Origin of the sequence: Thermobifida fusca YX, assembly GCF_000012405.1 — a bacterium.
GTDB classification, from domain to species: Bacteria; Actinomycetota; Actinomycetes; order Streptosporangiales; family Streptosporangiaceae; genus Thermobifida; species Thermobifida fusca.
In genome coordinates, this window is the sequence record NC_007333.1 from 1,382,467 (window position 1) to 1,396,499 (window position 14,033).

At 66.3% G+C, this 14,033-nt stretch carries 9 protein-coding genes; 5 read left to right on the forward strand and 4 right to left on the reverse strand.

The window, feature by feature from the left end; translation table 11 throughout:
* Positions 1 to 23 precede the first annotated feature (23 nt).
* The 3 genes from TFU_RS05935 to TFU_RS05945 all read right to left on the reverse strand — a co-directional run bounded on the left by TFU_RS05935 (position 24) and on the right by TFU_RS05945 (position 2,901).
* Complete coding sequence (locus TFU_RS05935) at positions 24 to 1,271, reverse strand: ABC transporter substrate-binding protein (RefSeq protein WP_011291633.1); 1,248 nt, start codon at positions 1,269 to 1,271, stop codon at positions 24 to 26.
* 385 nt (positions 1,272 to 1,656) lie between these two features.
* On the reverse strand, positions 1,657 to 2,436 hold the full coding sequence (locus tag TFU_RS05940; protein ID WP_011291634.1) for a DUF554 domain-containing protein: 780 nt from the start codon (positions 2,434 to 2,436) through the stop codon (positions 1,657 to 1,659).
* Between the two features lie 39 nt (positions 2,437 to 2,475).
* Complete coding sequence (locus TFU_RS05945) at positions 2,476 to 2,901, reverse strand: PaaI family thioesterase (RefSeq protein WP_011291635.1); 426 nt, start codon at positions 2,899 to 2,901, stop codon at positions 2,476 to 2,478.
* 89 nt (positions 2,902 to 2,990) lie between these two features.
* Between TFU_RS05945 and polA the strand changes: the two genes are divergently transcribed.
* The 4 genes from polA (at position 2,991) to coaE (ending at position 8,834) form a co-directional block, all read left to right on the forward strand.
* Positions 2,991 to 5,750, forward strand: coding sequence for a DNA polymerase I (gene polA / locus TFU_RS05950; protein WP_041427883.1), 2,760 nt, complete (start codon positions 2,991 to 2,993; stop codon positions 5,748 to 5,750).
* A 101-nt stretch (positions 5,751 to 5,851) separates the two neighbouring features.
* Positions 5,852 to 6,280, forward strand: a complete 429-nt coding sequence (arfB, locus tag TFU_RS05955) for an alternative ribosome rescue aminoacyl-tRNA hydrolase ArfB (protein ID WP_011291637.1) — start codon at positions 5,852 to 5,854, stop codon at positions 6,278 to 6,280.
* Between the two features lie 409 nt (positions 6,281 to 6,689).
* Positions 6,690 to 8,147 carry a 30S ribosomal protein S1 gene (rpsA, locus tag TFU_RS05960; RefSeq protein WP_011291638.1) on the forward strand — a complete coding sequence of 486 codons (1,458 nt, stop codon included), beginning with the start codon at positions 6,690 to 6,692 and terminating at the stop codon, positions 8,145 to 8,147.
* An 84-nt stretch (positions 8,148 to 8,231) separates the two neighbouring features.
* On the forward strand, positions 8,232 to 8,834 hold the full coding sequence (gene coaE / locus TFU_RS05965; protein ID WP_016188531.1) for a dephospho-CoA kinase: 603 nt from the start codon (positions 8,232 to 8,234) through the stop codon (positions 8,832 to 8,834).
* Positions 8,835 to 8,961: 127 nt separating this feature from the next.
* Here the strand turns inward: coaE and TFU_RS05970 are convergent, their stop codons facing one another.
* The gene (locus tag TFU_RS05970; RefSeq protein ID WP_011291640.1) at positions 8,962 to 10,248 is read right to left on the reverse strand and encodes a GTPase; all 1,287 of its coding nucleotides are present in this window, start codon (positions 10,246 to 10,248) and stop codon (positions 8,962 to 8,964) included.
* Between the two features lie 1,054 nt (positions 10,249 to 11,302).
* Here TFU_RS05970 and TFU_RS05975 point away from each other — a divergent pair.
* Positions 11,303 to 13,645: an ATP-binding protein gene (locus tag TFU_RS05975; RefSeq protein WP_011291642.1), complete on the forward strand. Its 2,343-nt coding sequence runs from the start codon at positions 11,303 to 11,305 to the stop codon at positions 13,643 to 13,645.
* Positions 13,646 to 14,033: the final 388 nt, after the last annotated feature.

Genomic DNA, 14,033 nt, shown 5'->3' on the forward strand with positions numbered 1-14,033 from the left:
CCCCCGCGGCGCGAGGAGGGCTGCTAGTTGCCGCCGCTTTCCACGTAGTCGAGGATCTCGTACTCGCCCTTGTCGTTGAAGCCGTAGATCATGAAGGAGGCAGCGGTGACGTTACCGTTGTCGTCGAAGTCCAGCGGACCGCTGATGCCGTCGTAGTCGATGTCAGCACCCTCGGCCAGCAGGTCGCGGCACTCGACGAACGAGGTGCACTTCTCACCGTCGCGGGTCACGTTGACCATCTCGGACACGAAGTCCTTCGGGTCGGTGCTTCCGGCAGCTTCCGCGGCAAGCGCGATGGTGATGGCGCAGTCGTAGACCTGCGCGGCGAACTGGTAGTCCTGCAGGTCCGGGTTGAACTCGGCGAGAGCCTGCTCGAACTCGGGAGCGTTCACGCCGGGAGCGGTGCCCGTGAACCCGGCGAGCACCGAGGGGTCGTCCGCGTTGACTCTCGAGCTGAGGTCACTGGAGTTCATGCCGTCGGCGCTGTACATCTGGTCGGCCTTGAGACCGGCTTCCAGCAGGCCGGAGATGGCCTGGACGCCTTCCTCGAAGGAGGCGAGGAAGACCGCTTCGGGCTTGGAATTGACGACAGCGTTGACCGCAGCGTCGAAGTTGGTGGCGTTGGGGTCGTAGCTCTCCTTGGCGGTGACCTCCGCGCCGCTGGCCTCCAAAGCTTCGCTCACCGAGTTCGCCAGGCCTTCACCGTAGTCGTCGGCCCGGTAGATGATGGCGACGCTCTGGTGGCCGTCGGCGAGGATGGTCTCGGCGAGCACCGGGCCCTGCATCAGGTCGCTGGGCGCGGTACGGAAGTAGTAGCCGCCGTCGGGGTAGTCGGTGAGGTCAGGAGCGGTGTTGGAGCCGGAGCACTGCACCACCTCCGCACCGGTAATGGAGTCGATGACCGCCTTGGTCATACCGGAAGCGGCAGCACCCAGGATGGCGTCCACCCCCTGGTCGAGGAGGCGGTTAGCGGTCTCGTTGGCCTGGGCCGCGTCGCCGGCTTCGTCACCACCGATGAGCTTGGGGAGCTCGGTGCCCAGCACACCGCCGGCGTCGTTGATCTCCTGGATCGCGTACTCGGCTGCGCTGATCTGCGGCGGTCCGAGGAAAGCCAGGTCGCCGCTCTCGGGGAAGATGTAGCCGAACTGCAGGCCGTCCCCGTCGCCTCCGCTTCCGCCGTTGTCGTCGTTACCGCCAGCGCCGCATGCGGTGAGTCCCAAGGCCAGCGCCGCGACCGCGGCAGTGAAGCCCAGTGCCTTTGTGTGAGGCATCCATCTCTCCATTCGACCCGCGTTGCTCGCGTGTGAATCTCCACGTCTGCCCGGCCGCCATGTTCCGACGGACTTAACGGTGGGCGTTAGCGGAGCTTAATGCCGGAATCTGCGGTTCAGGAAGATGGTGGGAAATGTCGCAGCCGAGTCGGGTTCATGCTGTTACTCACCTGTAGCCGAAGATTTGGGGAGTATATGCAGCTTCTACAGAGAGTTATCGGACGAGGGGATTCCCAGCTCCGCGACGGGAAGATTCGGCGCACAAAAACTCCGGGAAAACGGAAGCGGAAATAGGTTTTCCCGCGCGTCAACCGGACCGGTTCCGAGAGCGGAAACGCGGCCCGCCCTTGGACGGTCCGGTGCGCATCGCCTCCGGCAAACCCGGTCAGAAAGCGGCGACGAGTGCGGTGAGGAGAGGCGCGACGAACAAGGCGGGCAGCAGGTCGGCGACGGGCAGATCGCGGATGCGCAGCAGCCGCAAGGCCACCCCGACCAGCAGCAGCCCACCGGTCGCGGTGAGCGCGGCGATGTGGGCGTCCGGCAGGACACTGCCCAGCGCGACCCCCAGCAGGGTGAACGCGCCCTGGTAGACGAGGACCGGCAGAGCAGAGGCGAGGACCCCTGCCCCCAGGGCCGCAGCAAAAGCGATCGAGGCGAAGCCGTCCAGCGCGGCTTTGAGCACGAGCTGGTCGATGCCGTTCCCCAAGCCGTCGCTGAGCGCGCCGAGGATGGCAAGCGGGCCGACAAGGAAGACCAGGGACGAGCTGACGAATCCTTCGACAAAACGTTCACTGGCGGAGGGACCGGCCGGAGAGTCCTGGCTCGGAGCCGTGGCAACCGCGGACATACGCCGGGTCAGCGTGGCGCGCACCAGAGTGCCGAGCCGTTCGAGCCGCTGCTCGATCCGCAGCAGAGATCCAATGATCCCGCCAATGAGGAGAGACCCCAGCACGATCAGCGTGGGCGCAGCACCGCCGACCGCCGCGCGCAGCTTGGGGGAGAGCACCTCGGCGGCGTTGAGCGCGGCGATAAGGAGCACCACCAGGCCGAGCGCATCGGTGACGACGGTCCGCGTGCGGTCGGGGAGACGACCGCCCAGGGCGAGGCCGAGACCGGAGCCCGTGACGATCGCGATGATGTTGATGAGGGTGCCCAGGCCGGGCATTCCAGCCTCCGAACGTCGTTGCGGGGATGGGGGAGGGCCTCAGCGGCCCGGCGCGTCGCGCAGCATACAGGTCAGCCGGGACGTGCACACCCGCCGCCCCTGGTCGTCGGTGATCTCGATGTCCCAGGTCGCCAGAGTGCGTCCAGTGTGGACGGGCACCGCCACTCCCGTGACCCAGCCCGAGGTGACACTGCGGTGGTGGGTCGCGTTGATTTCGATACCCACCGCGATGCGGTCCGGCGCGGCCAGAAGCGCCGACCCGATAGACCCCAAGGATTCCGCCAGCACACAGGAGGCCCCGCCGTGCAGCAGACCGTAGGGCTGGGTGTTGCCTTCGACCGGGATCCGGCCGACCACGCGCTCGGTGGAGGCTTCCAGTAGTTCCATGCCCATCCGCTCGGCCAAGCCGCCCAGGTTGGGGTTGTGCCCGAGAAGTTCAGCCAGCTTCTCGCCATCCACAGCCATTACTGCTCCCTCACGGTGAACGGGAAGGTCAAGGCGGGACCGCCGCGGGAACCGCGCAAATGTCTTCTGCGCATCCTAGGATTCGTCGTGTGGTGAACACACAGGCGACCCCCGAGCAGACCCGTCCCGCCGAGACCGGTGAAGGAGGTGGGCGCCCCCGGCTGCTCCTCGTGGACGGCCACTCCATGGCCTTCCGCGCGTTCTACGCGCTCCCGGCAGAAAAATTCGTCAACAGCGCAGGCCAGGCCACCAATGCCATCTACGGCTTCACGTCGATGCTGGTCAAGCTGCTCCGCGAAGAGCAGCCCACGCACATCGCCGTGGCCTGGGACCGCTCCGAGCCCACGTTCCGGCATGAGGAGTACGCCGAGTACAAGGCGGGCCGCTCCGAAACCCCGCCGGAGTTCCCCAGCCAGGTGGGCCTGCTCCAAGAACTGCTTGGGCTGATCGGGGTCACCAGCCTGTCCGTCCCGGGATACGAGGCTGACGACATCATCGCCACGCTCACCACGCGGGGTCTCGCCGAAGGCATGGACGTGCTCATCGCCTCCGGGGACCGCGACACCTTCCAGCTGGTCGGCGAGCACTGCACGGTGCTCTACCCGGGCAGGAGCCTGTCCGACCTGATCCGCATGACCCCGGAGGCGGTCGAAGCCAAGTACGCGGTGCCGCCGGAACGCTACTGCGACCTGGCGGCCCTGGTGGGGGAGAAGTCCGACAACCTGCCCGGAGTGCCGGGGGTGGGGCCCAAGACCGCGGCCAAGTGGCTGGCCAAGTACGGGTCGCTCGACGCGCTCGTCGCCCACGCCCACGAGATCGGCGGCAAGGCTGGGCAGAACCTCCGCGACCACCTCGACGACGTCCTGCGCAACCAGCGGCTCAACCGGCTCGCCACCGATGTGGAGCTCGGCGTCGACGTCACCGGGATGACGCTGGGCCACTGGAACCGCGACGGCGTCAACCTGCTCTTCGACAACCTGGAGTTCGCCTCAACCCTCCGCGACCGCCTGTTCGCCGTGCTGAGCGAGCAGGCGGGCGACGACAGCGCCGAACCCGTCCAAGACGAAGGGTTCTCCGTCGAACTGGTCGACCCGGCACCCGGCACCTTGGGCGACTGGCTCGCCGCGGAGATCGCCGCCGGGGCCCGCACTGGGGTGGCCCTGGAGTGGAGCGGGGAGCGGGACGGTGACATCATCCGCCTGGCGCTTGCCGTCCCCTCGGGCCGCGCGGTCTGCCTCGATCCGACCCAACTGGACCCCGCGGACGAGGCCGCGCTCACCGCATGGCTGGCCGACCCCGCCTATCCCAAGGTGCTGCATGGCGTCAAATGGGCACTGCGCGCCCTGTGGGCCCGCGGCTGGACCCTGGACGGGGTCGAATCCGACACCGCAATCGCCGCCTACCTGCTGGAACCCGGGCGACGCAACTTCGAGCTCGCCACCCTGTGCCTCCGCTACCTAGGCCGGGAACTGACAGAGCACAACGCCGAAGGCGCTCAGCTCACCCTGGACCTCGAAGGGACCGGCGACGACCAGGACACGGCCCGCCGCGAACTGGCGCTCCGAGCCCTGGCCACGGTGGAGCTGGCCTTGGCCTTGGACGCCGAGCTCACCCGGCGTGAAGGACTCGACCTGCTCCACAACCTGGAACTCCCCCTGGCCGAGGTGCTGGCCCGCATGGAGGATGCGGGGATCGCCGCCGACCTCACCTACCTGCGGGACTTGGAAGCCGAGTTCGCCGCCGCAGTCCGCCAGGCAGTCGACGAAGCGCACCGCCTGGTGGGCCGCGAGTTCAACCTCGGATCGCCCAAACAGTTGCAGCAGATCCTCTTCGACGAGCTGGGGCTGCCCAAGACGAAGCGGATCAAAACCGGCTACACCACTGACGCGGACGCGCTGGCGTGGCTGGCCGCGCAGACCGACAACGAGCTCCCCGTCATCCTGCTGCGCCACCGCGACCAGACCAAGCTGCGGACCACGGTGGAAGGGCTGATCAAGACGATCGCCGAGGACGGGCGTATCCACACCACCTTCCACCAGACGGTGACCGCCACGGGACGGCTCAGCTCAGCCGAGCCCAACCTGCAGAACATCCCGGTGCGCACCGACGCCGGTCGGCGCATCCGCCGCGCCTTCGTGGTCGGTGAAGGCTACGAGCAGTTGCTCACCGCCGACTACAGCCAGATCGAACTGCGCATCATGGCCCACCTGTCGGAGGACGAGGCGCTGATCGAAGCGTTCCACAGCGGCTTCGACTTCCACGCGCAGATCGCTTCGCGGGTCTTCCGGATCCCGGTGGACCAGGTCGACGGGGAGGCACGCGCCCGGATCAAGGCCATGAACTACGGCCTGGCCTACGGGCTGAGCGACTATGGGCTGGCCCAGCAGCTGGGTATTTCGCCGAAAGAAGCCCGGGTCCTCATGGAGGAGTACTTCTCCCACTTTGGGAAGGTCCGCGACTACCTCGAAGCCGTGGTGGTCCGGGCACGGCGCGAAGGTTACACCGCGACGATCCTGGGCCGCCGCCGCTACCTGCCCGACCTCAACAGCGACAACCGGCAGCGGCGGGAGATGGCTGAGCGGATGGCGCTCAACGCGCCCATCCAAGGGTCGGCCGCGGACATCATCAAGCTGGCGATGCTGCGCGTGGACCGGGCGCTGCGCGAGAACGGGCTCGCCTCGCGGATGCTGCTGCAAGTCCACGACGAACTTGTGCTGGAGGTCGCCCCCGGCGAGCTGGACACCGTGCGGGAGCTCGTGGTGGAGCACATGTCTCAGGCGCAGCAGTTGCGGGTTCCGCTTGCCGTGTCGGTGGGGGTGGGCCCCAACTGGCATGACGCAGCTCACTGAGCCGGTCGGTCACGTGGTCGGCAGAATCCGGTGAATTTTCCGGAAGAAGCGCTGAGTGAGGATAAAATTACGACAAAGTGTGATCGGCGAAGGCTGCGGTGATGCGACGGAATCCACTCGGCGCCCCTCGCGTGGAGCTGCGCGACGACGAACTGGTGTGGCGTTTCTCTCGTTCCTCGGGTCCGGGTGGGCAGCACGCCAATACTGCGAGCACGCGGGTCTCGCTGTCCCTGGACGTCACCACCACCGCGGTGCTCACCGAGGAACAGCGGGAGCGCGTCCTGCGGCGCCTGGGCCCGCGGCTGGTTGACGGGGTGCTGACCGTTTCAGCACAAGATTTTCGCTCCCAGGCCCGCAACCGGGAAGTCGCCTGGGAGCGCCTGGCGGCGCTGCTCAGCGAGGCAGCTCGGCCTCCAGCGCGGAAAAGACGGCCTACCAAGCTGTCCCGGGCGGCCAAGGAGCGCCGGCTGCGGGAGAAGCGACACCGCTCCGCTCTCAAACGCCTCCGTTCGGGGCGCTACGAGGAGTAGCGTGCACTGAAGGGAATTTTTACCCACTGGAAACCTTCAAAGACGGAGCCTTGGCTTGTAGCATCCGTGGTGGACCCCGGTCAAGGTCCCTGAGAGGTGAGTCTGCTCCCTGCTCAGCCACTCGCACAGACGCAATAGGATTGATACCGGCGCTCCCCTGGTCTCGAATTGACCACGGGGCAGTCCTCCCATAGGCTGTGGGGAGCGTTGTGGATTCGCATGCACACACTCGATTCGGGGTTCGCCCGGGGTCGGGGAAGACCGACCGGTCGACGTGCGGATTAGAGGACGGCCACATCTTTGGTGTGGTGGACCTCCCATCCGGGCGTTTCCTGTCGGATCCGAATCAAATGTGTTCTCACAGCGTGTCCAAACTTCTATCCATGTCCGTACCGGAGTCCACCCACACATGACGAGCAGCACCGAGGCCACCTCGACACCGCAGGTAGCGGTCAACGACATCGGTTCCGAGGAAGCCTTCCTCGCCGCGATCGACGAGACCATCAAGTACTTCAACGACGGTGACATCGTCGAAGGCACCATCGTGAAGGTCGATCGAGACGAGGTCTTGCTCGACATCGGCTACAAGACCGAGGGTGTGATCCCCTCACGTGAACTCTCGATCAAGCACGACGTCGATCCACACGAGGTCGTCGCTGTCGGGGACCATGTCGAAGCTCTTGTTCTCCAGAAGGAGGACAAGGAAGGCCGCCTCATCCTGTCCAAGAAGCGCGCTCAGTACGAGCGGGCTTGGGGCACGATCGAAAAGATCAAGGAAGAGGACGGCGTCGTCACCGGCACCGTTATCGAGGTTGTCAAGGGCGGTCTCATCCTCGACATTGGCCTTCGCGGCTTCCTGCCCGCTTCCCTCGTCGAGATGCGTCGCGTGCGCGACCTGCAGCCCTACGTGGGCCGCGAGCTCGAAGCCAAGATCATCGAGCTTGACAAGAACCGCAACAACGTCGTCCTGTCGCGCCGTGCCTGGCTGGAACAGACCCAGTCCGAGGTCCGCCAGACCTTCCTCAACACCCTGCAGAAGGGCCAGATCCGTAAGGGTGTGGTCTCTTCGATCGTCAACTTCGGCGCGTTCGTCGACCTCGGCGGTGTTGATGGTCTGGTGCACGTGTCCGAACTGTCCTGGAAGCACATCGACCACCCGAGCGAAGTGGTCGAGGTCGGCCAGGAGGTCACGGTCGAGGTCCTCGATGTCGACATGGAGCGCGAGCGCGTCTCCCTGTCGCTGAAGGCCACCCAGGAAGACCCGTGGCAGCAGTTCGCCCGCACCCACCAGATCGGACAGATTGTTCCGGGTAAGGTCACCAAGCTGGTGCCGTTCGGCGCGTTCGTGCGGGTCGAAGAGGGTATCGAGGGTCTGGTGCACATCTCCGAGCTGGCCGAGCGCCACGTGGAGGTCCCCGAACAGGTTGTTCAGGTGGGCACCGAGATCTTCGTCAAGATCATCGACATCGACCTGGACCGGCGCCGCATCAGCCTGTCGCTGAAGCAGGCCAACGAGAGCATCTCGCCGGACCAGACCGAGTTCGACCCGACGATGTACGGCATGGTTGCCGAGTACGACGAACACGGCAACTACAAGTACCCGGAGGGCTTCGACCCGGAGACCGGCGAGTGGATGGAGGGCTACGAGGCCCAGCGCGACGAGTGGGAGCGCCAGTACGCTCTGGCTCAGGCCCGCTTCGAAGCGCACCGCAAGCAGGTCCAAGAAGCCCAGGCTGCCGAGGCCGCGGCTGCTCAGGAGCAGCAGGCCGACGACGACAGCGGTTCTGGTCAGGGCGGCGGAGAGCTCGCCTCCGACGAGGCCCTGGCCGCGCTGCGGGAGAAGCTCGCGGGCGGCGGCGAAAGCTGATCCGCTCCATAGGCTGACGGGGGTCGCCCACGATCGGGCGGCCCCCTTTTTCGTGTGCCGCGGGCCGTCCGTAGGATCGTCGGCATGCTGAAAGTGGGACTGACCGGCGGGATCGGTTCGGGGAAGAGTTCGGTGGCGCGCCGTCTTGCCGCACACGGGGCGCTCGTCATCGACGCGGACGCTATCGCGCGGGAAGTGGTCGAACCGGGAACCCCCGCGCTTGCCGAGATCGTCGCCGAGTTTGGTGACCAGGTGCTCACCCCTGAGGGAAGACTGGACCGGGCCCGGCTGGGGGAGATCGTTTTCGCTGACGAGACCAAACTGGCTCGGCTCAACGCGATCGTGCACCCCCGGGTGGGGGAACGCACCCAAGAGCTGATGGCGCAGGCAAAGGAGGGCACGATCGTCGTCTATGACGTGCCGCTCCTCGTCGAAAACAATCTCGCCGACCAGTACGACGTGGTGATCGTGGTGGACGTCCCGGTCCACACCCAGGTGGAGCGGGTGACCGCGAACCGGGGGATGCCTGAAGAACAGGTCCGTGCCCGGATCAACGCCCAGGCCAGTCGGGAGCAGCGCCGCGCGGTCGCCGACATCATCATCGACAATTCGGGAACCGAGGAGGAATTGGACGCCCGGGTCGCTGAGGTGTGGGAGGAACTGCAGCGGCGACTGCACTCCCGGTAGCCGGCAGCGGCGAGCTGCTGCCGCGGCAGTGTCCGGCCCGGGCGTCGACTGCCCCACCAGGGGACCAGGGGCGCTCCGGGTGAAATCCGATAGAGCCTAAGGCTGAGACGGGGCCTGTGCGACGTGATCAGCCGCTGAAAGCCTGGAGGAAATAGGAGACAGCACGCCCGGCGAGCTCAGCGCCAACCTTCACTGCTTTCGAGAACCAGTTTTTGATGCGTTCACGCACTGTCACCTTGTGCTCTTCATGCTGCCGGGGAATTTCAGCGGCTGCCTTCTCCCGTTCCTTGAGCCGCTCCTCGTCCTCCTGAATGCTGCGGCGCTCGGCCTCGAGATCGTCCTCCACCGGATCCGGCTCGGGGGTGGAGACTGGGGTGAGACGCTGGGGGCGGCTGGAACGCTCCGGTGGGGCGGTCTTCTCCCTCTGGGAGGAGCTCGTCAGTGACAAGCGTCTTTCGCGTTCGTCGAGTGCTTCTTCCCGCTCGGTGAGTTCTTGCTCCCACTCGGCCAGTTCTTCCGCGCGCTTGTCCAGTTTCTTCGCGCGCTGGGTCAGGCGTCGTGCGAGCTGGGTAAGAGCCTTCTTCTCCTGAGCGAGGAGTTTTTCCTTCCTGCGAAGCAGCAGCTCGCGCTCTGCGAGCTGCTGTTCACGTTCCCGCTCCTGCAGCTCCTGGACCCCTCGCGAGACGGCTTTGTCCCAGCTCGCCAGCGTCTCCCCGGGAAGACGCTGCACTACCTGGCCCAAGAGGACGAAGATGTTCCAGCCGTGCAGCGCGTCGTAGGGGACGATCTGGTCAAGGGAGAAACGTGTGCGGTACCGGCCACCATGGATCCCCTCACATAGGTCCTGGTAGAAGGCCTGGCGGGCGCGTTCTACGGCCTCGCGGTCAGCTTCCGTCGCAGGTCCGGCGATCCCGTTGAGCCTGACTGAGCGCCGTTCCCCCTCGATGAGGGTGGTGATCGACTCGAGACGGTTGTAGGCGAAAACGATCTGCTCCGGGGCTACCCCGCAGGAGATCAGCAGATCCACGGTGCTCTTCGTCGCGGAGTTGAACGGCCGAGGAGGGTTGACGACCACGAGGAAACCGTCTGCCTCGGCGACCCTGCGCCGGTACATCTCGCGGTACTCACGGTCGTTCTTGGGGGTGTCCCCAAGGCCGGGGAGGTCGACGATGTCGATGTACTGGCCGTGGGCTTCCCACTCGTACAGCGTGTCGGTCACACTCCCCCGGGAGAAGTCTCCGACAGCACCCACCTCTCTACCGAAGAGAGTGTTGATCGTCGTGGTCTTTCCAACCCCGGTCTGACCGCAGATGACGATGTTCGGTTTCCGCTGCTTGGGCAGCTGTACGCCCCTCTGGCGCAGCATTTCCAGGAACTTCTCGACCTCCTGGTCGGTCATGTTCTCCGCTGACATTGATCACCTTCCTTTCTTGGGGAAGAAAGCGACCGCAAATATTCTCTTCCCGCAGAAGAGAACAGGATAATCCTGTGTTGCTTTCAGGAAATATGTCCGGCTTCTGGATGGCGAATCGCTGTCTTTTTATTGACGCGCGGGGCGGTGCTCCGGTTCCCTTGCGTTCCGGATAGGAAATGTCCGAAGCCGGAGCAAAAGAGAACTGTTCTTCCCGTCGGAGGACTTCCGCATGCGGAAGGGCTGTCGGCAGCCGGACGGAATTCCGGGCAGTGCAGAGCGGTCGAGCGGTGATCCGTTTCAAGCGGCAGCGGATATCGACCCGAGGATTCCGAACTCCGGGGAAGGACCCCGGCAGCGCCTGGATGTGCGTATCGAGCTACTGTGCACCGACCCATGGCGGAAGCCGCAGCAGCAAGAGAGCGGGCCCTGCGGGCAGAGAGAAGACCATCCACCGGGGGAGAAAACCGGGCTGACGGGGAGGACTGTGCGTTCGCGATGCCCCGGAAGCTGCTGTTAGCGCAGGGTTGCGGGGAGCGCGCCGTCAACGGTCCCCGGAGCCGTGCGGCGGCGCGAGTCGCGTGGGATGTCGGAGCACTCTCCCACTGAGTGCGCGGGTGTCTGCCCATCCCAGGCCGCTGCTTGCTTCGGATCCGTATCCCCGAGCGGAGAAAGACACAGGCTCCGGCCGCGGACGGTCTGCCAGACCGAAGTGAAAACACCGGATTGACTGCGCGACAGGGCCTGCCTGATGATCAAATTGACAATTGGCCGGGCTTTGCATCGAGAGGAATACTGGTAGACGGCCGAGTGATGAGTGAACGGAGGGCTGGTGGGTCGACAGGCACGACCAGGACGTCGTCTCAATCCAGTATCCAAACCTGAAAGTCCCGCTGGAAGATTCGCACTAGAGTTGCGTGCGTTGCGTGCGGATGCGGGAACCCCGTCCTTTCGGACGCTTTCCGCCCTCACAGTCTCTTTAGGAGAAGGATATTCCGATACAACCCTGAGCAATGCGGCATCCGGGCGCGAATTGCCCACACTGGGAGTCGCCGTGATGTTTGTCCGGGCCTGTGCCGCATACGCCCGAGCCCATCCCGAGCAGGCGGTCGGCAGCGCAGAGGCATGGGAGGAAGCCGCTCTGCTCGAACAGTGGCGGCAGCGGTGGTATGAAGCCCGCAACGAACAGGCCGCTACGCAGCAGAGCCCCACCTCTGTGGGGGCCGACCCGGAACCCGGCTACGCCACGACGGCGTTTGCCACCGGAACCCTGCCAGCCGAGGTCACGTCGTTCGTAGGCCGCAAAACCGACCTGGCCGCGGTAGAGGAGCGGCTCGCCCACGGCGGGACGGTCACCCTCGTCGGCACAGGGGGAGTAGGCAAGACCAGGCTCGCCCTGCACGTAGCCCGCCGGGTGTGCGACCGTTACCGGGACGGCGTGGGGCTCGTCGAATTGGCGTCGGTCACCGATCCGCAGGCCGTGGTGTGGACTGTGGGAGCAGCACTGCGGATCCCGGACGGCTCCGCAGACGCGTCCGCGGACACGCTGGCCGCAGCCCTCGCCGACCGGGAACTTCTTCTGCTCCTCGACAATTGCGAGCACCTGGTGGAGAGCTGTGCGGTCCTGGTGGAGACTCTGCGGCGGCGGGCGCCCGGCGTGCAGATCCTGGCCACCAGCCGACGCCCGCTGGGCTGTGCAGGGGAGCAGCTCTGGCAGGTGCACCCCCTGTCCGTGCCTGGGTCCGCCACCCCGCTGGAGCACCTGACACGGTACGAGTCGGTCGAACTGCTGGTGGACCGGGCCGCAGCGGTGGTCCCGGGCTTCACGGTGGACGAGGACAACCACCGGGCGGTGATCCGGCTGTGCCAATTGCTCGAGGGGGTGCCGCTGCTGGTGGAACTGGCCGCCCGCGGACTGCGGGTCCTCTCCCCGCGGCAGTTGCTGGAGCGGTTGGAGGAGGGACTGTCCCTGCCGGACAGTTCGGTGCGCACCGCCCCGGACCGGCACCGGACGCTGCGCGCAGTGCTGGACTGGAGCTACGGGCTGTGCACTCCGGACGAGCGGCGGGCCTGGGCCCGGCTTTCAATCTTCGGTGGGGACTTCACGTTGGAGGGCGCCGAAGCAGTCCTGGCCGAGGCCGGCTGGGAGACAGACAAGGCGCTCCACGCGGTCACCGGTCTTGTGGACCAGTCGGTGCTGACCGCCTACGACGCTGAAGGGCAACGGTACTACCGGATGCTGGAACCGGTGCGGCGCTACGGCCGGGACCGGTTAGCGGAGAGCGGAACCGCAGAGGAGACGCGCCGTCGGCTCCGCGACTGGTATCTGACCCTGGTGGAGCGCGCGGAGAGCGCGTGGAGCGGTGCCGGGCAGGCACTCTGGTTCCGGCGGCTCCGCCGCGGCCACGCCGACCTGAAAGTGGCGCTGCGCGCAGGGCTCGACGATCCCGCGACCGTCCGTCGCACGCTGCGGGCTATGGGCACTCTGTGGCCGTACTGGATGCTGTGCGTGCCGCTCAGTGAGAGCCGCCACTGGTTGGAGCTGGGGCTGCAGCGGTGCCAGGAGCCCGGGCCGGAACGAGACAAAGCGTTGTGGGTGTGCGGGTTCGTCGCGGTACTCCAGCGGGACCTCGATACGGTGGACCGCTGCGCCCGCGAGATCGAACAGGAAGGAACAGGCGGGACGCGGACAGAATCCGATGCGGCCCTGCTGCGCAGCCTGGCGGCGCTCTCCTGGGCGGAAGCGGGCACCGCGCGCGCCAAGGCACTGCGGGCGCTGCAGGGGTATCGCCGCCACGGTGACGAGTTCGGGGAGCAGGTCACTCTCGGGCTGCTCACTTTGATCGGCGAGGGGGACCAGGCGACGGTAGCGGAGTACCACCGGAAAGCGGTGGAGCTGAGCCTACGCCGCGGGGAACGGTGGCACCGCTCCTATCTGCTGTCCACGTTCGGGATCTACCTCTGGCGGCAGGGCGAGGCCGATGAGGCGGCCGCCCACTTGGTGCGCAGCCTGGAGATCAGCGCAGAGTTCGACGACCGGCTGGGCGGCGCGATGGCGGTGAACGCGCTCGCGTGGATTCTGGCGGAGCATGGAGACCCCGGGCTCGCGGCCCGCCTGCTGGGAGCGGCCCGGACTTTGCTGGGCGGGGGCGTTCCCCAACTGTTCGGGTTTCCCCAACTGCTGTGGGAGCACCGGCGCTGCGCGGCGCGGCTCCGTGCCGAGTTGGGTGCGGACGGGGTGGCTCGGGCACGCGAGGAGGGGGCACGGCTGGGGCTTGCGGAGATCGTGCGTCTCCTCCACGAGTCCGGTCTTCCGGCCTGCGGGGGTGGATCCGTTGCGAGGACGGGGGAAGGGGACGGCGAGCTGGCTGGGGGCGCCGCCCTGGGCTGCGCACGGTGAGCACTCGAGGCCGGGTGGCGGCACACCGCGCAACCCCGGTCGGTCGACGGTGCCCAGCGGGGGGAGGGGACGGCTTCCCTTGGGACGGGCCGCGACGGACCGCCGCGTTGGGGAAAGGCGAGTTGTCTCCTGTTTTTCGGGGAAAAACCGGTTTCTCTGCGGGAAAACCGGGAAGAGTGCGTTTTGCGCCGCTGGATTGTTCAACGGGAAATAAAGTCGTCATCAACTGCTCGGAATGTTGTCCCGAGAATTCTGTTAACGCATCCTGATTGCGGATCCGTGTGCGCAGGATACGGTGGAAAGAATCCTGGGCAGTAGATGATGCGACGCTGTGAATACGCGGAATTGTCTCACAGTAGAAAGAAGCCAACGGTTCCGGTCAGGTGCC

Bases quoted from the DNA above. Each gene is read 5' to 3' on its own strand.
- TFU_RS05935 (WP_011291633.1), bottom strand. From the start codon at position 1,271: ATGCCTCACACAAAGGCACTGGGCTTCACTGCCGCGGTCGCGGCGCTG.
- TFU_RS05940 (WP_011291634.1), bottom strand. From the start codon at position 2,436: ATGCCCGGCCTGGGCACCCTCATCAACATCATCGCGATCGTCACGGGC.
- TFU_RS05945 (WP_011291635.1), bottom strand. From the start codon at position 2,901: ATGGCTGTGGATGGCGAGAAGCTGGCTGAACTTCTCGGGCACAACCCC.
- arfB (WP_011291637.1), top strand. From the start codon at position 5,852: ATGCGACGGAATCCACTCGGCGCCCCTCGCGTGGAGCTGCGCGACGAC.
- rpsA (WP_011291638.1), top strand. From the start codon at position 6,690: ATGACGAGCAGCACCGAGGCCACCTCGACACCGCAGGTAGCGGTCAAC.
- coaE (WP_016188531.1), top strand. From the start codon at position 8,232: ATGCTGAAAGTGGGACTGACCGGCGGGATCGGTTCGGGGAAGAGTTCG.
- TFU_RS05970 (WP_011291640.1), bottom strand. From the start codon at position 10,248: ATGTCAGCGGAGAACATGACCGACCAGGAGGTCGAGAAGTTCCTGGAA.
- TFU_RS05975 (WP_011291642.1), top strand. From the start codon at position 11,303: ATGTTTGTCCGGGCCTGTGCCGCATACGCCCGAGCCCATCCCGAGCAG.